This is a genomic window from Lysobacter sp. M2-1, from assembly GCF_022662495.1.
In the GTDB taxonomy this organism is placed as follows: domain Bacteria; phylum Pseudomonadota; class Gammaproteobacteria; order Xanthomonadales; family Xanthomonadaceae; genus JAKPBU01.
Genome location: NZ_JAKPBU010000007.1, coordinates 196,158 through 214,646 on the forward strand (window position 1 = coordinate 196,158; position 18,489 = coordinate 214,646).

The 18,489-nt window shown below is 66.7% G+C and carries 18 protein-coding genes; 12 read left to right on the forward strand and 6 right to left on the reverse strand.

Translation table 11 applies throughout. From position 1 onward, the window contains the following. Positions 1-9: 9 nt before the first annotated feature. The 4 genes from MC375_RS13980 to MC375_RS13995 are packed head-to-tail and all read right to left on the reverse strand — an operon-like array spanning position 10 to position 2,688. Complete coding sequence (locus MC375_RS13980; protein ID WP_242104006.1) at positions 10-546, reverse strand: pilus assembly protein; 537 nt, start codon at positions 544-546, stop codon at positions 10-12. Then, the gene (locus MC375_RS13985; protein WP_242104007.1) at positions 543-1,691 is read right to left on the reverse strand and encodes a PilW family protein; all 1,149 of its coding nucleotides are present in this window, start codon (positions 1,689-1,691) and stop codon (positions 543-545) included. Before MC375_RS13985 ends, MC375_RS13980 begins: the two co-directional genes overlap by 4 nt. Continuing rightward, entirely contained in the window at positions 1,688-2,137 is a 450-nt protein-coding gene (gene pilV / locus MC375_RS13990) for a type IV pilus modification protein PilV (protein WP_242104008.1), read from the reverse strand. The genes MC375_RS13985 and pilV overlap by 4 nt, the downstream gene beginning before the upstream one ends. Beyond that, entirely contained in the window at positions 2,134-2,688 is a 555-nt protein-coding gene (locus tag MC375_RS13995; protein WP_277929494.1) for a GspH/FimT family pseudopilin, read from the reverse strand. The genes pilV and MC375_RS13995 overlap by 4 nt, the downstream gene beginning before the upstream one ends. Positions 2,689-2,966: 278 nt before the next feature. Between MC375_RS13995 and MC375_RS14000 the strand changes: the two genes are divergently transcribed. The 4 genes from MC375_RS14000 (at position 2,967) to MC375_RS14015 (ending at position 7,284) form a co-directional block, all read left to right on the forward strand. Next, the gene (locus MC375_RS14000; RefSeq protein ID WP_242104010.1) at positions 2,967-4,082 is read left to right on the forward strand and encodes a M35 family metallo-endopeptidase; all 1,116 of its coding nucleotides are present in this window, start codon (positions 2,967-2,969) and stop codon (positions 4,080-4,082) included. Positions 4,083-4,230: 148 nt separating this feature from the next. After that, a complete protein-coding gene (locus MC375_RS14005) occupies positions 4,231-4,731 on the forward strand; it encodes a DUF456 domain-containing protein (protein ID WP_242104011.1) in 501 nt (166 codons plus the stop codon). Positions 4,732-4,861: 130 nt separating this feature from the next. Further along, on the forward strand, positions 4,862-6,127 hold the full coding sequence (locus MC375_RS14010; RefSeq protein WP_242104012.1) for a phospholipase D-like domain-containing protein: 1,266 nt from the start codon (positions 4,862-4,864) through the stop codon (positions 6,125-6,127). A 59-nt stretch (positions 6,128-6,186) separates the two neighbouring features. After that, positions 6,187-7,284 (forward strand): phospholipase A, encoded by a 1,098-nt coding sequence (locus MC375_RS14015; RefSeq protein ID WP_242104059.1) that lies wholly within the window; start codon positions 6,187-6,189, stop codon positions 7,282-7,284. Positions 7,285-7,339: 55 nt separating this feature from the next. Here the strand turns inward: MC375_RS14015 and MC375_RS14020 are convergent, their stop codons facing one another. Continuing rightward, positions 7,340-7,780: a CoA-binding protein gene (locus MC375_RS14020; RefSeq protein WP_242104013.1), complete on the reverse strand. Its 441-nt coding sequence runs from the start codon at positions 7,778-7,780 to the stop codon at positions 7,340-7,342. Position 7,781: 1 nt separating this feature from the next. Continuing rightward, on the reverse strand, positions 7,782-9,293 hold the full coding sequence (locus tag MC375_RS14025; protein WP_242104060.1) for a fumarate hydratase: 1,512 nt from the start codon (positions 9,291-9,293) through the stop codon (positions 7,782-7,784). Positions 9,294-9,485: 192 nt separating this feature from the next. On the opposite strand from MC375_RS14025, the gene MC375_RS14030 reads away from it, so the two are divergent. The 8 genes from MC375_RS14030 to MC375_RS14065 all read left to right on the forward strand — a co-directional run bounded on the left by MC375_RS14030 (position 9,486) and on the right by MC375_RS14065 (position 18,362). Next, positions 9,486-10,181, forward strand: a complete 696-nt coding sequence (locus MC375_RS14030) for a hypothetical protein (RefSeq protein ID WP_242104014.1) — start codon at positions 9,486-9,488, stop codon at positions 10,179-10,181. A 331-nt stretch (positions 10,182-10,512) separates the two neighbouring features. After that, complete coding sequence (locus tag MC375_RS14035) at positions 10,513-11,535, forward strand: SUMF1/EgtB/PvdO family nonheme iron enzyme (protein ID WP_242104015.1); 1,023 nt, start codon at positions 10,513-10,515, stop codon at positions 11,533-11,535. 39 nt (positions 11,536-11,574) lie between these two features. After that, the gene (locus tag MC375_RS14040) at positions 11,575-12,873 is read left to right on the forward strand and encodes a Gfo/Idh/MocA family oxidoreductase (protein ID WP_242104016.1); all 1,299 of its coding nucleotides are present in this window, start codon (positions 11,575-11,577) and stop codon (positions 12,871-12,873) included. A 46-nt stretch (positions 12,874-12,919) separates the two neighbouring features. After that, on the forward strand, positions 12,920-13,981 hold the full coding sequence (locus tag MC375_RS14045; RefSeq protein ID WP_242104017.1) for an FAD:protein FMN transferase: 1,062 nt from the start codon (positions 12,920-12,922) through the stop codon (positions 13,979-13,981). After that, entirely contained in the window at positions 13,978-14,748 is a 771-nt protein-coding gene (locus MC375_RS14050) for a DUF1080 domain-containing protein (protein WP_242104018.1), read from the forward strand. The genes MC375_RS14045 and MC375_RS14050 overlap by 4 nt, the downstream gene beginning before the upstream one ends. 115 nt (positions 14,749-14,863) lie before the next feature. Then, a complete protein-coding gene (locus MC375_RS14055) occupies positions 14,864-16,096 on the forward strand; it encodes a nucleoside permease (RefSeq protein ID WP_242104061.1) in 1,233 nt (410 codons plus the stop codon). 90 nt (positions 16,097-16,186) lie between these two features. After that, complete coding sequence (locus MC375_RS14060) at positions 16,187-17,362, forward strand: Gfo/Idh/MocA family oxidoreductase (protein ID WP_242104019.1); 1,176 nt, start codon at positions 16,187-16,189, stop codon at positions 17,360-17,362. Between the two features lie 37 nt (positions 17,363-17,399). Then, positions 17,400-18,362 carry a sugar phosphate isomerase/epimerase gene (locus MC375_RS14065; protein ID WP_242104020.1) on the forward strand — a complete coding sequence of 321 codons (963 nt, stop codon included), beginning with the start codon at positions 17,400-17,402 and terminating at the stop codon, positions 18,360-18,362. Positions 18,363-18,489: the final 127 nt, after the last annotated feature.

The following is an 18,489-nucleotide window of genomic DNA, read 5'->3' on the forward strand; positions in this document are numbered from 1 at the left end:
TCCTTTCCGTCAGCGCCGGAATGTGGTTTGCAGGATCACGAACGTGTCGCCGCGGCCGCCGAAGCCGCGCGCGCTGATGCGGTACATCGTTCCTTCCTGCGGCTGCTCGGTCGGGTTGAGGCCACCGCCCGGATCGGGCAATGGCGGCAATTCCTCGATGGCGATCTGCGTCTGGCAGGCGCTCGCCCCGTCGCACGAAGCCAGCGACCAGGCGAGTTTTCCGTTGCCTGTCGCATCCCAGGCGTCCGGATCGTTCCAGTCGGGACTGGGCGCGATCGAATAGTGGTACCAGCCGTTGGCACCGGTCGGCACCGGCAGGTTGGCCTGCGACAGCAGACCTTCGCCGTGACGAAGCGCCGCTTCTGCAGCCTGGAAGGCCTGGTCGAGCTGGCGCGAACTGCCGCCGAGCCGCTCCATCACCAGCGCATTGCGACTGGCGGCCAGCGCCAGCAAGGTCAGCACCAGCAGGACGATCAGGCTGACCACCAGCACCGCACCGCGCTGGGCCATCGGCGCCGCGATTGCGGCAGGGTCGCGATCGTTCATGGCAGGCGGTTCCGCAGCGAGATGGTGGAGACGAACACGCGCCGCTGCCTGCGGTCGTTCACCGGATCGATGGTCGTGCCGGCGAGTCCGTAGGTAGCGGTGTCGTCGTCCGGAAGCGATGGCCCCTCGGCGCGCAGCAGCACGGCGACGCGCAGTGCACGCACGCTGCCCATGTCGGCGACTGCATTGGCCGCACGGTAGGCATCGACGTCGAAATCGCCGTCGGTGTCCACGCCATACAGGATCTGCATCGACTCCACCCCGCGCAGCAATTCGTCGCAGCGCATCACGCGGGCGTTGGCGGAGGCGCCCGGTCCCAGGCTCGCGCGGACCAACGCCGGCGATCCGCTCCCCCCGGAATTGCAGGAGTCCCCGGTCGGACCCAGATTGGGACGGCCGATGAAATAGAAGACGCTGCGCGCCCGCGACACCAGCGCACCATGGCGGAAGTTCGCAACCGGACCTGGCGAGGAAATCGGCCCGTTGTTGCCGGGCACGAAGGTCGCGGCGTTCGAACCGGTGATGAGCGTGCGCGTAGCGTTGACGGCGGTCGCCTGGAAGACCGCCGCCTGCGAGCAGTCCGTCACCCAGAGGATGTCGCCCGGTTCGAAATCCCCGCCCACCTCGAGGTGGATGCTCGAGCCGCTGGTGAACGGGTCCACCAGGCGCCGCGCTCCGGGCTCGGCGCCGGCGATCATCAGGGCATCGGAACCTGCAATCGCCGAAGCGGCGATCTGCGTAGGAAGCGCCGGCGTGTAGGTGCCGCCCGGTGCCGGGTCGCTGGCAGCCAAAGTGAAAAGCTGGCCCGGCGCCGTGCCATTGCCTTCGAATCCACCGACCGCCGCGCCGAAGGCGTACGGGTAGGCCGTGCTGTTGAGGAAGTTGCGCACCGGCACGGTGCTGCCGGGCATGTTGCGGCTGGCGCAGCCGCTCAGCCCGGCCATGCGCAGGTCGCGGGTGATCGTGTCGATCGCGAAGCGCCCGCCCTCCACCACGCCGGTGTCCTCGTCCTGGGCAATGAAGGTGCGCTTCACCGACATGTACACCACGATCACCGCGCCGAGCAGCAGCAGTCCCAGCACGGCGCCGACCATCAGTTCGATGAGCGAAAACCCGGCTGCGTGCCGGCGATAGGTCCGTCTCATCGGCATACCCGGGTCGTTTCCGCGAATTCGAGCAGGGCGCCTGCGGCCGGATTCTCGGCGCCAGCGTCGCCGCGGGCATCGTTCCAGCGCAGGCGGATGGTGGCCGCGCCGTCATTGGTCACCTGCACTGCACCCTCGCCGGCAGGCAAACGCGCCACCAGCGCGCGCCAGCTCCGCAGTTCGGTGCTCGGCAGGTCGGCTCCGGTGCCGGGGACCGCGCCGAACGCGATGTCGTACGCGCCCGAGAGCGCTCCTGCGCAGTCCGCGCGCAGGCGTTCGAGCATGTCGTGGTTGATCTGGGTCGCCTGCCCGCGCAGGTAGGCATTGTTCTGGGTGCGCAACGCGAACAGCTGCAGCGATGCGATCCCCAGCAGGCCGACACTGGTCACGACGACCGCGATCATCACTTCCAGCAAGCTGAAGCCGCCGGCACGTCTTGCGCTCATGAGCATCCCCCTTTCTGCGCCCGCACCCGGCCGATCCTGTTCAACCTGACGCAGCGCTGCTGGTCCGCGTTCGCACCCGTGCGCAGTTCGAGCTGGCTTTCCGAACCGGTGCCCACTGCAGGCCAGGTCAGGCTCCCGGTCGGCGCATAGCGGTACCACGCGTTTTGCGAGCGGAGTTGGAAACCCGCGGCCAGAGGCGGATACACGCCGATCATGTGTGCGTCGTAATCGGCCTGGGTCGGAGCGGCGGGCGCACCAGCCACGGTGCGGTCCTCGAACACCACCCAGCCCGTGGACCAGTCGCCCGAGCCGCTGCATTCGTGCTGGTTGGAGCTGGCGCAAACCGCGACCCTGCGACCGCGCCGCAGCGCTTCCGCGCGAGCCTGGTGCAACGCGGTAATGAGGCCGTTGTTTGCGGCCGCGATGCGATTGGATTGCACGAGATCGCGCAGCGACGGCGTAGCGATGGCGGCAAGGATCGCCGCGACCGCCATTGCGACCGTCAACTCCACCAGGGTCATGCCGCCCTGGCGGAAGGCTCGCTTCCGCATCCCCCTGTCTCCCCGAGCTTCCCGGCCCCGCGTTGCCGCCTATCCCCGATACACGGCCGCTTATCGTGAGTCTGTACCCTTGGTCGGCCAAAATCAACCGTTCGTCCAGCTCGTCCGCTTCCCTGACGCGCGTCTGGCGGCGACTGACGGGATGCGTCGGCTTGCGACGTTTTTTGCGCATCACAACGTGCGGCAGTGCGCGTTTCCGGGGTAAGGTCGGCCGGGTCCGCGACGCGGATGTCCGTCCACAGCCGTCCGTTCATACCCAGGGAGAGTCCATGAAGGGTCCGTCGAAAGTCCTGCCCGCTATTGCCTGTCTCACCGTGCTCGCCGGCGCGATCGCCGCCGCCAACGCCGCACCCGAACGCGCCGGCGCCAACCCGCTCCGCGTCGGCCTGTATCCGGCCGGCGACGGCACGGTTGAGGTGGTGCTGAGCAATACCAGCGCCAGGGCCGCGAGGGTGCCCAAGTGGCAGCTTCCGCAGGAAATCCTGCAATCGAATCTGTTCAGCGTGACCCGCGACGGCAAACAGGTGGCCTACGAGGGCGCGCTGATCAAGCGCGGCCTGCCGCAGGCGAAGGATTTCGCGATCCTGCGCCCGGGGCAGACCTACCGCACCCTCGTCGATCTGGCCGCGACCTACGACATGCGCGCGCGCGGCGATTACACCGTCAGCCTGGCGTCCCCGCTGCAGTACGCGTCGCTCTCGGACGGCCGGAAGCTGCAGACCGCGCGCGGCCTGCCGATGCTGCTCAAGAGCCCGTCGCTGCGCCTGTGGCACGACGGCGGGGTGGCGCCGTATGTGCAGAAGCTCGACGTCAACGCGCGCGGCAAACCTTGCAATCCGCGCAAGGAAGAATGCGGCGGCGGCGGCACGGGCAGCATCAGCTTCGTCGGCTGCGACGCCACCCAGGCCAGCACCGCGACGAACGCGGTCAACGCGGCGCGCAATTATTCCGAGAACGCCAAGGGATACCTGGCCATGGGCACGGTCGGAGCGCGCTACAGCACCTGGTTCGGCGCCTACACCTCGCAGCGCTATGCGACGGCTCGCACCCACTTCGTGGATATCGACGCGGCAATGGACCAGAACGCGGGACAGATCAAGATCAACTGCGGCTGCAACCAGAGCTACTACGCCTACGTCTACCCGACCCGGCCGTACGAGATCTTCGTTTGCCGTGCGTTCTGGAGCGCACCGCTGACCGGCACCGACTCCAAGGCAGGCACCTTGATCCACGAAATGAGCCACTTCAACGTGGTCGCCGGCACCGACGACATCGTTTACGGGCAGAGCGGCGCAAAGAGCCTGGCCTCGTCCGACCCGGACGGTGCGCTCAACAACGCCGACAACCACGAGTACTTCGCGGAAAACACGCCGTCGCAGAACTGAGGGTTGGCTGACCCTAAGTACAACGGCCCGCTCGAGCGGGCCGTTTTTTTTAACCACGACAGCATCCGCCCCACCCGGACGGCACGCGTGAGCGGCACGTGCGTGCCGATCCGGCACAATCGCCGCGCCGCCCTTTCCGGATGCCCGCATGCAAGCGCAATCGCTCTACTACGTCCTGGCCGCCATCCTTGTGGCGATCGGTCTGCTCGGGACCGTGCTGCCTGCCCTGCCCGGCCTGCCATTGGTGTTCGGCGGCATGCTTCTGGCGGCCTGGGCCGGCGGCTTCGAACAGATCAGCGTTTTCACCATCGTCGTGCTCGGCCTGCTCACCGCGTTCTCGCTGGCGATCGATTTCTGGGCGACAGCGGTCGGCGCCAAGCGGGTCGGCGCCAGCCGCAAGGCTGTACTCGGCGCAGTCGCCGGGACAGTGGTGGGGATTTTCTTCGGTCCGGTCGGCCTCTTCGTCGGCCCCTTCGCCGGCGCGCTTGCCGGCGAGCTGCTGCACCGGCGCAGCCTGGGCGGGCGCGACTTTGGTGACGCGGCAAAGATCGGCCTGGGCACCTGGCTAGGCATCGTGTTCGGCGTCGTGCTGAAGCTGACCCTTGCCTTCGCCATGATCGGCCTGTTCGCGCTCGCCTGGTTCTACTGACGGCCCGCACGCCGGCTTCGCACCCCGGTTTCACGTCGCGATCAGCCGGCGATCTCCACATTGCGGGCACCCCCGCCACGCGCCTCTCCCCCGGAGCCAAGACGTGCGCAAGACCTGGAGCCGAGACCGCATGGTTTGGACGATCCTGCTCACCATCGTGTTCACCATCGTCGCGGTGGTGATCTCGCTGAACTTCGTCACCCCTGAAAAGAAGCTCGAGCATATGGTCCAGCACCGTTACGCGGTGTCGGACCCGGAATTCCGGCGCGAGATGGGGGTGATGCTGGGGCCGTCGCTGTCGCCGTCGAACCACGTGACCGACCTGCAGAACGGCGACGAGATCTTCCCGGCCATGCTGGAGGCCGTCCGTGGTGCGCAGCGCACGATCACCTTCGAGACCTATATCTACTGGTCGGGCGATATCGGCCAGAAGATGGCGGATGCGCTGTCGGAACGCGCGCGCGCCGGGGTCAAGGTCAAGGTCATGATCGACTGGGCCGGCAGCATCAAGATGGACGATGCGCTGCTCGACGAGATGAAGCAGGCGGGCGTCGACGTGCAGCAGTACCGGCCCCTGCACTGGTACAACATCAGCCGCATGAACAACCGCACCCACCGCAAGCTGCTGGTGGTGGACGGCAAGGTCGGCTTCACCGGCGGCGTCGGCATCGCCGATCAGTGGAAAGGCAATGCCCAGGACCCCGACCACTGGCGCGACATGCACTTCCGCATGGAAGGCCCGGTGGTGGCGCAAGTGCAGGCGGCGTTCAACGACAACTGGATCAAGACCACCGGCCGCGTGCTCAACGGCCCCGAGTTCTTCCCCGCCCTCGAACCGACCGGCAGCATGGACGCGCACCTGTTCATCAGCTCGCCTGCAGGCGGCAGCGAGAGCATGCACCTGATGTACCTGCTGTCGATCGCCGCGGCCACCGAGAGCATCGATCTGGAAGCCTCCTATTTCGTGCCCGATGAGCTCATCACCAAAACCTTGCTCGCCGCCCGCCATCGCGGCGTGCGCGTGCGCGTGATCCTGCCAGGTGAACACATCGATTCCGACGCTGTCCGCCTGGCTTCCAAGGCAGGCTGGGGCGAGCTGCTGCTCGCGGGCGTTGAGATCCACGAATACAAGCCCACGATGATGCACAACAAGCTGCTGATCGTGGATCGCGAAATGGTCTCGGTGGGTTCCACCAATTTCGACGTGCGCAGCTTCCGGCTCAACGACGAAGCCAGCCTCAACGTCTACGACAAGGCCTTTGCCGAGCGCATGACCGTGGTATTCGAACAGGACCTGGTTTCATGCAAGCGTTACACCTATGACATGTGGCAACAGCGCCCCCTGCGCGAGAAACTTTTCGAGAAGTTCATCCTGCCGCTAAAATCGCAGTTGTGAACATCAGAATATTTGTCCTGCGCCGCGCAGCACTCGCCTGCGGTGCGGCCGGGCTGCTCATGGCTTTGGACACGTCCGCCCAGCACGCGACCTCGGACCCGGGCGAGGCCGCCAGCGCCTGCCTGGCGATCGAATCGGACCAGTTGCGCCTGGCCTGCTACGACCGCGCCCTCGGGCGAGGGCGGACCAGCACCGCCGCTGCCGATGCGGCCGCCCAACGGGCCAGACAGGAGGTCGAGGCCGCGGCGAAGGCGACCGACGCCAGCGCGATCCCCGGGGCGACGCGCGGCCAACACAGCGACCTGTATGCCTCCGAGCCGCAACGGGCGATCGCCAACGCCGGCAAGGGTTCGTTGCTGGACAGTCGCTGGGAACTGGCCAGGGATTCCAAGCTCGGCACGTTCAACCTGCGCGCCTACAAGCCGGTCTACCTGCTGCCACTGTTCTGGAACAGCGATCCGAACACGACGCCGCACTCCCCCAACCCCGACAACACCGTCGCGGTGCCGCAGCCGCTGGACGATACCGAGACCAAGTTCCAGCTCAGCTTCAAGACCAAGGCGCTGGAGAATCTGTTCGGTGACAACGGTGATGTCTGGATGGGCTATACCCAGAGTTCGCGCTGGCAGGTCTACAACGCCGACCAGTCGCGTCCGTTCCGTGAGACCAACTACGAGCCGGAAGTGCTGCTGGTGTTCCGCAACAGCTATAGCCTGCCCGGGTGGAAAGGACGCATGGCCGCGGTCGGCATCAACCACCAGTCCAACGGCCGCGGGGGCGCGCTTTCGCGTAGCTGGAACCGGCTGATGTTCAACGTTGGCCTGGACCGCGAGCACTGGTCGCTGATGCTGCGGCCCTGGTACCGCCTGCCCGAGTCGGACGACGACGACAACCCGGACATCGAGGATTTTATGGGACGCGCCGACGCGACCCTGGTCCATACCCGCGGCGAGCACGAATTCGCATTGATGGCGCGGCATTCGCTGCGCGGCGGCGAACGCTCGCACGGTGCGGTGCAGTTCGACTGGGGCTTTCCCCTCACCCACCAGCTGCGCGGACACCTGCAGGTCTTCGACGGCTACGGCGAGAGCCTGATCGACTACAACCACCATGCGACCTATGTCGGCCTGGGGGTTTCGCTGCTGGAGTGGTATTGAGGCGGACGGCTGCCCGCATCCATTGCGGGTTGCACCAGATACGCAGGCCCGGAAATCAGTGCCCGCTACGCCAGCGGCGGTGCTCGACCATCAGGCATTCGTCCTGGACCACGTCGATGCCGGCCTCGCGCAGCGCCTGCGCGCAGTCGTCGTGACGGATCCCGGTCTGGAACCACACCGCACGCGGCCGGGCGGCGATGATCTCGTCCAGGTGCGGCGCAATGTCCTGCGGTTTGCGGAACACGTCGACCAGATCGATACGCCCGGGCACGTCGCGCAAGCTGCGGAACACCGGCCTGCCGAGGATCTCGGTGACCTCCGGGTAATACACGGGCACCGGGATCACCTCGTAGCCATGGCGCAGCAGATAGGCCGGGATCATGTGCGCGGGCTGGCCGGCGCGGCTCTCGGGTTTGATGCCGAGCACCGCGATCCGGCGCAGACCGGCGAGCAGGCTGTCGATCTCGCGGTGGTGCTGGATCAGGCGCCCCGCCACCTCAGGCTTCCACCACCACGGGGATGCGCCCGATCTTCGCCTGCCACTCGCGTGGACCGGTCTTGTGTACGGATTCACCGGTCGAATCGACGGCCACCGTCACCGGCATGTCCTGCACGGTGAACTCGTAGATCGCCTCCATGCCCAGATCCTCGAACGCCAGCACGCGCGCGGCCTTGATCGCCTTCGAGACCAGATAGGCGGCGCCTCCGACCGCCATGAGGTAGACCGAGCGATGCTTGCGGATCGCCTCGATCGCGGCATCGCCGCGCTCTGCCTTGCCGACCATCCCCAACAGCCCCGTCTGCGATAGCACTTGCCCGGTGAACTTGTCCATGCGCGTGGCGGTCGTCGGCCCTGCCGGGCCCACGGCTTCGTCGCGCACCGGATCCACCGGCCCGACGTAATAGATGAAACGACCGTTGAAATCGACCGGCAGCGGCTCGCCCCTGTCGAGCATGTCGACGATGCGCTTGTGTGCGGCGTCGCGACCGGTGAGCAGCCTGCCGTTGAGCAGCAACACCTCGCCGGGCTTCCAGCCGGCCACGTCCTCACGGGTCACGCTGTCCAGGTCCACGCGCCGGCCCTTCGACGCGTCGTAGGTCAGCTTCGGCCAATCTTCCAGCGACGGCGGTTCCAGCATGACCGGTCCGCTCCCGTCCAGGGTGAAATGCGCATGCCGGGTGGCCGCGCAATTGGGAATCATGGCAACGGGCAGATTGGCCGCATGCGTCGGGTAGTCGCGGATCTTGATGTCCAGCACGGTGGTCAGCCCGCCCAGCCCCTGCGCACCGATGCCCAGCGCATTGACCTTTTCGTACAACTCCAGCCGCAGCTCTTCCAGCCGGTTCGAGGCTCCGCGCGCCTGCAGGTCGGTGATGTCGATCGGTTCCATCAGCGCTTCCTTGGCCAGCAGCATCGCCTTCTCGGCGGTGCCGCCGATGCCGATGCCGAGCATGCCCGGCGGGCACCAGCCCGCCCCCATGGTCGGCACGGTCTTCAGCACCCAGTCCACGATCGAATCCGACGGATTGAGCATGGCGAACTTCGACTTGGCCTCCGAACCACCGCCCTTGGCCGCCACGATCACGTCCACGGTGTTTCCCGGGACCACCTTGACGTTGACCACCGCCGGCGTGTTGTCGCCGCTGTTCCTGCGTTTGCCGGCGGGATCGAGCAGGACGGAGGCGCGCAGCTTGTTGTCGGGGTGGTTGTAGGCGCGGCGCACCCCTTCGTTGACCATGTCTTCCACGCCCATCGTGGCGCCATCCCAGCGCACGTCCATGCCGATGGCCAGGAACACGGTGACGATGCCGGTGTCCTGGCAGATCGGCCGGTGGCCTTCGGCGCACATGCGCGAGTTGATCAGGATCTGGGCGATCGCGTCGCGCGCGGCGGGCGACTGCTCGCGCTCGTAGGCCGCAGCGAGGTTCCGGATGTAGTCGCCGGGGTGGTAGTAGCTGATGTACTGCAAGGCATCGGCCACGGACTGGATCAGATCATCCTGGCGGATGACGACGGCGCCGGCAGAAGGCGTGTTGGAAGGGGAAGCGGACAAGGCGGGCAATCGCTGCTGGTGAAAGGCGTAATTCTAGTGCCATGCGCCGGCCCACCGGTCTGCAGCGCTGCAACACACCGGTGGTCACGCGCTGCATTCGGCTTTGGCCTTGCGAGGCATCCACACCCACTGACGTATCCTTGCCGGATGCAACCACGCAGCGGCTTGGCGCAATTGCGCAAGTGCGGCATCGCAGCCGGATGGCTGCTGGCCTTCACCGCCTGCACCCAGGCTCCTCCGCCGCATCCGCCGCCGCGATGGGAACTGGCGCAAACGAACAAGCCTACGCAACCGGCACCGGCGCATGGCCTGAAGATGCCTGCTCCGGGCAACGCCCAGGAAGCCGCGCGCGGCCAGGTCGGCGCCCTGGAAGCCGGTGTCCTGCACGAGGCCATGCGCCGGTCGACGCAGCTGCCCGATCCCGACCGTCGCATCGATCCGGAAGCCGCCCGTGCCGCCGCGCGCACGGTAACCGGCGTGGGCTCGGTGGTCTGGGTGGACGGCGAGAATCTGCTGGCCCTGGTCGACAGCAATGCCCGTCGCAGCCACCAGACCATCGATGAGATCTGCTACCAGTTGCAGCAGCTCGGCGATACCCTGGCGGTCGTGGTCAACCTGCAGAGCAGCGCGGCGCGCAACGGCGACGAACTCGAGATCCTCAGTCGCAACTGCCAGCTCGCGCCGGGCGACCGCGCGGCGATGCAGGCGCAGCGTCAGATCGACGTGCTCGACCCCGCCCTGCGCGCGCAGTACCGGGCCAGCAAGGAGCCCCTGCAACGATCGTCACGACGCGAGCACGATGCAGGGGACCGGAAGGCGCTGGAAGCCATCCCGGAGATGTAGACAGCGCACCGCAGGCGCATGCGCAGCCGAATCAGTTACCCGCGGAACATTTGGATATCTGGCGCGACCGAGCCGGAGCGCCGGCGTTTCCGCAATGCTGAGGCCCAACGCGATACTCACGCGTATTGCCGGACTGATGACGGATGTCATGTGATCGCCGCACAAGTCGGGGATGGCGGGCGCGACACACGACATGCAAGACGCCATCGCAGGCTTGACGCACGCCTGCATACGTGCACGCGGTCCGACTGCGTGGATTGCGCGCTTGACTGGCGCGGACCGCCACGGTATTTGTCATACGATTCGGTCGATCACAGGTTCCCCGCACCCGATGGAAGCTTCCGCCCGGCTGGGCAAACCGTCTTGCCGGCAGTTCCGCCTGTCGAATTTTCCAACCCGTCGCATGTGGCTGGCGATCCTGGCCCTGGTGCCGTGCGCGATCCATGCCGCACCGCAGCAACCCTATGCGGAAAAGATCCCTGGCAGCACCGTTGCCTTCGAGATGGTGCCGGTACCAGGCGGCAAGTTCCGCATGGGCAGCGCCACGGCGGAAACCGGACGCAGTGCGGACGAAGGCCCGCAGGCCGAAGTCACGGTGAAACCGTTCTGGATCGGCAAGCACGAAGTGACCTGGGCCGAATACGATCTGTACCGCAAGGACACCGGCATTCCGGTTTCCAGGCGCGAAGGCAGCGACGGCGACGCGATCACCCGCCCCACGCCGCCCTATGCCGATGAGAGCTGGGGTTACGGCAAGGGCAAACAACCGGCGATCGGCATGACCTGGCACGCCGCCATGTCCTATTGCCGCTGGCTGTCGGAGAAGACCGGCCATCACTACCGGCTGCCGACCGAAGCCGAATGGGAGTACGCCGCGCGCGCAGGCACCGCCACGCCCTGGTCGTCGGGCGAGGCCGCATCGCTCGATGCGGTGGCCTGGCACGCCGGCAATTCCAATGGCGCACCGCACAAAGTGGGCGGCAAGAAGCCCAACGCGTTCGGCCTGTACGACATGCACGGCAACGTGGCGGAATGGACGCTGGACCAGTATTTGCCCAAGCGCTATGCCGCCCTGCGCGGCAAGGCCACCGATCCGGTGGCGCTGCCCGGTGCGGCGCGCTTTCCGCACGTCGTGCGTGGCGGCTCGTTCGAGGACGAACCTGCGCAGCTGCGCAGCGCCGCGCGGCGCGGCTCCAAACCCGGCTGGAGCCGGCGCGATCCGCAGGAGCCGCGCAGCATCTGGTGGCATACCGATGCCACCTTCGTCGGATTCCGGGTGGTGCGCGTGGACAACGATCCGCCCAAACTCCAACAGCTCAAATCCAAGGTCACGCGCGCGAGCCCGGACCAGTAGCACTGGCAGTTCCACAACCCGAACCGGAGATTCGCAGCGATGAGCGATACGCACGACCCCGCAGCCCCCGTTGCCGGCTTCACGCGACGCGACTTTCTGCGCACCACCGCCAGCGCGGCCGTCGCCGCCAGCGTTGCCGGGCGCTTCGGCATGGCCCATGCCGCCGGCAGCGACGAGATCCGGGTGGGACTGATCGGCGCCGGCGGCCGCGGCACGGGCGCATTGCGCAATGTGCTCGATGCGGCGCCAGGCGTGCGCGTGGTTGCGATCGGCGACGTATTCCAGGATCAGATCGACGCATCGCTCAAGCAGGTCAACGCCAAGCTGGCCAAGCCGCTGGACGTTCCGAAGGAGCGGCAGTTCTCCGGACTCGACGCCTACAAGAACGTCCTCGCGCAGGACATCAATTACGTGATCCTGGCCACGCCGCCGGGCTTCCGTCCGCTGCACCTGAAGGCCGCGGTCGAAAGCGGCAAGCACATCTTCACCGAGAAACCGGTGGCGGTGGATGGCCCGGGCGTGCGCGACGTGCTCGCACTGGTCGACGTGGCCGACGCCAAAGGCCTGCGGATCGCAGCGGGCACCCAGCGACGCCACCAGGCGGGCTATATCGAGACCATCGGCCGCATCCACGACGGCGCGATCGGTGACATCGTGGCCGCGCGCGCGTACTGGAACCAGGGTTCGCTGTGGAGCAAGCCGCGCCAGCCCGGCTGGTCGGACGCGGAGTGGATGCTGCGCAACTGGCTCTACTTCCCGTTTCTGTCGGGCGACATCATCGTCGAGCAGCACATCCACAATCCAGACGTGATCAACTGGGCAATGCAGGCGCACCCGGTGCGTGCGGTCAGCCTGGCTGGACGCCAGGTGCGCACCGCAGCGGAGTTCGGCAGCGTCTACGACCACTTCGCAACCGATTTCGAATACGAGAACGGCGTGCACCTGATGAGCATGTGCCGGCAGATCGAGAACTGCGCCAACAACGTCGGCGAGGCCCTGGTCGGCACCCGCGGCAACAGCCAGGTCGACCGTTACACCATCACCGGCGCCAACCCGTGGAAACGTGCCGAGCGCGACGACGATCCGGATCCTTACGTGCAGGAACATGCCGACCTGATCGCGGCGATCCGCGGCAACAAGCCGCTCAACGAACTCAAGGCCGTCGCCGAAACCACCCTGACCGCGATCATGGGACGCATGGCTGGCTACACCGGGCAGGCGGTGACCTGGGACGAGGCGATGGCGTCGCAGGAAGTGCTGATGCCCGCCGACTTCAGCCTGGAATCGACGATTCCGGTTCCGGCGGTGGCCATGCCCGGTCAGACGCCGCTGACATGAGTGCGGTCGTCGGGGCGTACGGATCCGGGTGCACGCCCCACTACGCATGAACCCGCTTCGCCTGTCTGCGGTATCGCTGCTGCTGGCCGCCATGGCCGGCGCGGCCCTGGCCGCAGAATCGATGGATGGCGGGTTATCGCGCCATGCGTTTTCCGAGCCGCAGATGGGGACCGAGGCGCGGATCGTGGTGTATGCGCATGATGGAGCGCAGGCGCGGCGCGCGGCGGGCGCGGGATTCGCACGCATCCGCCAGCTCGACGCGGTGCTCAGCGACTATCGCAGCGACAGCGAACTCCGCCGCCTCGGCGCGCGCGCCGGCGCCGGCCCGGTGCACGTGAGCGCGGACCTGTTCGCCGTGCTGCAGGCTGCGCAATCCCTCGCCGAGCGCAGCGATGGCGCGTTCGACGTCACCCGTGGGGCGGTCACCCGGATCTGGCGACAGGCCCGCAAGCTCGATGAAATGCCCGATCCGGTGCGGATACGCCAGGCACTGGCGTCGGGCAGCTATCGCGACCTGCAGCTCGATCCAGAGAGGGGCACCGTGTCGCTGGCAAGACCTGGCATCCAGCTCGACGTGGGGGGTATCGCCAAAGGCTATGTGGCCGAACAGGCGTTGCAGGCGATTCGGGCCGCCGGTGCCGAACGTGCTCTGGTAGCGCTGGGCGGCGACATCGCCGTCGGTGCGCCGCCGCCAAACGAACCCGGCTGGCGCATCGACGTGGCGCCGCTGGACGTGCCGGGTGCGCCGCCCGGCACGACCCTGCTGCTGAAGCATGCCGCAGTCTCAACTGCCGGCGATGCCGAGCAATGGATGGAAATCGACGGCGTCCGCTATTCGCATGTGCTCGATGCGCGCACGGGCTGGCCGCTTACCTTTCGCAGCACCACGACAGTCGTGGCGCCGCGCGGGCTGCAGGCCGATGGCCTGGACACCGCGGCGTCGGTACTGGGCACCGAAGCCGGGCTGCGCCTGGTAGCCGGCGTGCCGGACAGCGCCGTACTCATGGTCCGGCAGGATCCGGACGGACGGGTGCAGCGCGTGGCCTCGAAGGACTGGCCCTCCCCCGCCCCTACTACCGTCACCGCCGCACTGGAGACTTTCCCATGACCCGCACTGCCGCCATCCGCACCAGCCTGCTGTCGCTCGCCTGCTCGGCATGGCTGTTGGTCGCCTGTTCGCCGGCGCCAACCGCGACACCTGACGCCGCAGCGCCGGACACCGCATCACCACAGCCCGACGCTGCGGCCGGCACGGGCGCTCCCGTCGGCGACGAAGCCGGCTTCGTGCCCCTGTTCGATGGGGCCACCCTGACTGGCTGGCACCTGTATCGCAAACCCGGCGCGCCGGTGTCGGGCTGGTCGGTCGTGGACGGCGTCCTCACCCGAACGGCGGCCAGTGGCGACCTGATCAGCGACCGCGCGTTCGGCGACTTCGACCTGCGCTTCGAATGGAAGATCTCCCCGGGCGGCAACAGCGGCGTGTTCTACCGTGCGGCCGAGGACGAGGAAGCCGCGTACTGGACCGGCATCGAATACCAGATCCTCGACAACGAACGCCATCCCGACGGCCGCAACGGACCCGACCGCCACGCCGCGGCGGTGTACGGCATGTACGCCCCAGACGGTGCGCGGACGGTGCCGGTGGGCGAATGGAATCAAGGGCGGATCGTCGCCCGCGGCGCGCATGTCGAGCACTGGCTCAACGGGGTGAAGGTCGCCGGCTATGAGCTATGGACGCCGGAGTGGAAGGCGCGCGTGGCGCAGACCAAGTTCAAGGACTGGCCACGCTACGGGATGTTGCCGAAAGGCCACATCGGCCTGCAGGATCACGGCGACGAGGTGAGCTACCGCAATATCCGCATCAAGGAGCTGTAGCTCGACCACCCCGGACCGCTCGGGTGACAGGCGGCCGCGATTGCAGTGCCCGTAACCACGCGTGCCGGAACGAAGCCCGGCAACCTCATCCGCAATTCCGGATAAGACAACCACAATGAAAACGACCACGAGAACTCAGCTGTCGCTCATGATGTTTCTCCAGTTCTTCATCTGGGGCGGATGGTTCGTAACGCTGGGTACGTTTCTGGGCGAGACGCTCGGCGCCAGCGGCGTGGAAACCGGCGCGGCCTTCAGTACCCAATCGTGGGGCGCGATCATCGCGCCCTTCATCATCGGCTTGATTGCTGACAGGTATTTCAATGCCGAACGCATACTCGGCATCCTGCATCTCATCGGCGCCGTCCTGATGTTCCAGCTCTCGAGAGCGACCGATTTCGGCCAGTTCTTTCCGTACGTGCTGGGCTACATGATCGTGTACATGCCCACCCTGGCGCTGGTCAATTCCGTTTCGTTCCGCCAGATGGCCGACCCGGCCAAGGAATTTCCCTTCATTCGTGTGTGGGGAACCATCGGCTGGGTCGTGGCAGGGCTGGCGATCAGCCATCTGTTCTCGTGGGATTCGCAGGAAGGTATCGGCCAGGGCCTGTTGCGGAACACATTCGTCATGACGGCCATTGCGTCGGCGGCATTGGGCTTGTTCAGCTTCACCCTGCCGAAAACGCCGCCAAAGGCCCGCAGCGAGGATGCAAGCATCAGGGACAAACTCGGTCTGAGCGCGCTGGGTTTGCTGAAGGACCGGAACTTCCTGGTGTTTTTTGTTTCGTCCGTACTGATCTGCATTCCGTTGGCCTTCTACTACCAGAACACCAATCCCTTCCTGGTCGAATCCGGGGTGGGCAAGCCGACCGGGTTGATGACGCTGGGCCAGGTGTCCGAGGTGTTCTTCATGCTGCTGCTGCCGGTCTTCCTGGTGCGCTACGGCATCAAGATGACTTTGCTGGTCGGCATGCTCGCCTGGGCACTGCGCTATGTGTTGTTCGCCTACGGCAATGCCGACGCCCAGTTCCTCATGCTCGTCGCCGGCATCGTGCTGCACGGCATCTGCTACGACTTCTTCTTCGTATCCGGACAGATCTATACCGACTCGAAAGCCGGAGAAAGCTACCAAAGCGCGGCACAGGGCCTGATTACCTTGGCGACTTACGGCCTGGGCATGCTGATCGGGTTCTGGGTGGCCGGCATGATCACCGACATGCATGTCGTCGAAGGTGGCCACGATTGGCGAAGCATCTGGATCTACCCAGCCGTCTTTGCCGCCGGCGTGTTCGCCTTGTTCCTGCTTGCCTTCAAGAACGAGAGGATCAAGTACAAGGGCGAGGAGGTTTGAGCACATGCAGCGCCGCCGCATTCTCCAGGTCATGACCTCGACTGCAGCAACAGGCGCCCCGGCCTTCGCTGCCGCGCAGGAGCCTGCCGCATGAGTGCCCGCATTCGCGCCGGCCTGGTGGGCGCCGGCTTCATAGGTCCCTGGCATGTCGACGCGCTGCGCCGGCTGGGCAACGTGGACGTAGTCGCCCTGGCCGGCAGCCGCCAGGACAGCGCGCAGGCTGCCGCGGACAAGCTGGGCATCGCCCGCGCCTACGGTGACTACCAGGCGCTGCTGGACGATGGCGAAGTGGACGTGGTCCACATCGCCGCGCCCAACCAGCTGCATCACCCAGTTGCCATGGCCGCGATCGCCCGCGGCAAGCACGTGGTCTGCGACAAGCCGCTGGCCAACACGGCCGCGCAGGGTCGCGAACTGCTGGACGCGGCGCGCGAAGCCGGCGTATTCCACGCGGTCACCTTCAACTACCGCGGCAACCCGCTGGTGCAGCAGGCGCGGCAGATGGTGATCAACGCCAGCGTGGGCCGGCCGACATTCATCCATGGCCGCTACCTGCAGGACTGGCTGCTGCACGAGACCGACTGGTCCTGGCGGCTCGAGGCGGACAAGTCAGGTCCTTCCTCGGCGCTGGCCGACATCGGCTCGCACTGGTGCGACCTGGCCCAGCATGTGGCCGGCTGCCGGATCGTGGAGGTGCTGGCCGAGCTCGGTACTGCAATTCCGCGCCGTCGCAAGCCTACCGCCGGCGGAGCCGGCACCTTCGGCGCCAATGCCGGCCAGGAAGGCGAATGGGTCGAGATGACCATGGAGGACCTGGCCAGCGTGCTGCTGCGCTTCGACAACGGTGCGCGCGGCGTGGTGAGCGTGGGTCAGGTCTGCGCCGGGCACAAGAACGATCTGGTGCTGGAAGTGTGCGGCACCCGCAGCTCGGTCAAGTGGCGGCAGGAAGCCCAGAACGAACTGTGGATCGGTCACCGCGACCGCGCCAACGAACTGCTGCAGAAGGATCCGTCGCTGATGGACCCCGCGGTCAGCGATTACGCGCGCCTGCCCGGGGGACACCAGGAGGCCTGGGCGGACGCGTTCGGCAATCTGATGCGCGATATCTACGCCGCCATCGCGCGCTGGCCGAAGGGCGGGAAGATCGACGAAGCGCTTCCGCCCACGGTGGCGACCTTCGAGGACGGATTGCGCGCGCTGAACATCGTCGACGCCATGCTCGCCAGCGCCGCGCAAGGCGGTGTCTGGACCCGGGTCGGAAGCTGAGGCGACGGCGCGCACCCAGCATCATGAGGAGCCTGCAATGAAACTTGGCGTTTTCACCCCGCTGTTCGCGAAGCTGAGCCTGGACGAAGTGCTGGCCAAGGTTCGCGACGCCGGCCTGGACGCGGTCGAGCTTGGTACCGGCGCGTTCCCGGGCTCGGATCACGTCGACGTCGACGGCCTGCTCGCTTCGCAGGACAAGGCGCGCGAGTTCCGCAGCAAGGTCGCCGACCATGGCCTGATCGTCAGCGCGCTGTCCTGCCACGGCAATCCGCTGCATCCCAACAAGGAGGCCGCGCGTCGCGACGACGAAATCTTCCGCAAGACCGTGCGCCTGGCCGAGCGGCTGGAGGTCCCTGTGGTGGTGACCTTCTCCGGCTGCCCCGGCGATTCTGACCAGTCCAGGATACCCAACTGGATCACCTCTCCCTGGCCACCGGAGATGCTCGAAACGCTGGAATGGCAGTGGAACGAGAAGGCCATTCCCTACTGGAAGGAAGCCACGAACTTCTCCCGCGAGCACGGCGTGCGCGTGGCGCTGGAGGCGCACCCCAACTTCATCGTGCACAACGTGGAGACCATGCTGCGCCTGCGCGAGGCCGCGGGCGACCATCTGGGCATCAATCTCGACCCCAGCCATCATTTCTGGCGCGGGGTCGACATTCCGCAGGCGATCCGCGCGCTGGGCCCGGCGCTGTTCTATTTCCATGCCAAGGACGTCAGCGTCGACCGCCGCAACGTCGCGGTCAACGGCGTGATCGACGGCAAGTCCTACCGCGAAATGGCCGACCGCGCCTGGCGCTTCCGCTCGGTGGGCCACGGCCACGACCTGCTGGTGTGGAAAGAGATCATGGAGGCGCTGCGCATGGCCGGATACGACTACGTGGTCAGCCTGGAACACGAGGATGCGCTGATGTCGGTGGAACAGGGTTTCCAGACCGCCATCGCCACGCTCAAGCAGGCACTGCTGCGCGAACCGCCAGACGAGCCGTGGTGGACCTAGCGGTGCCCGTGACAGCGACTTCGGCTGCGACCGCCCGTGGGAGCGGCCTTGGCCGCGAACGCTGGTCGTATTGATCGTCGAAGGCGTCAAAGCCATCGCGAGCAGCTCGCTCCCACGGCGGCTCGCA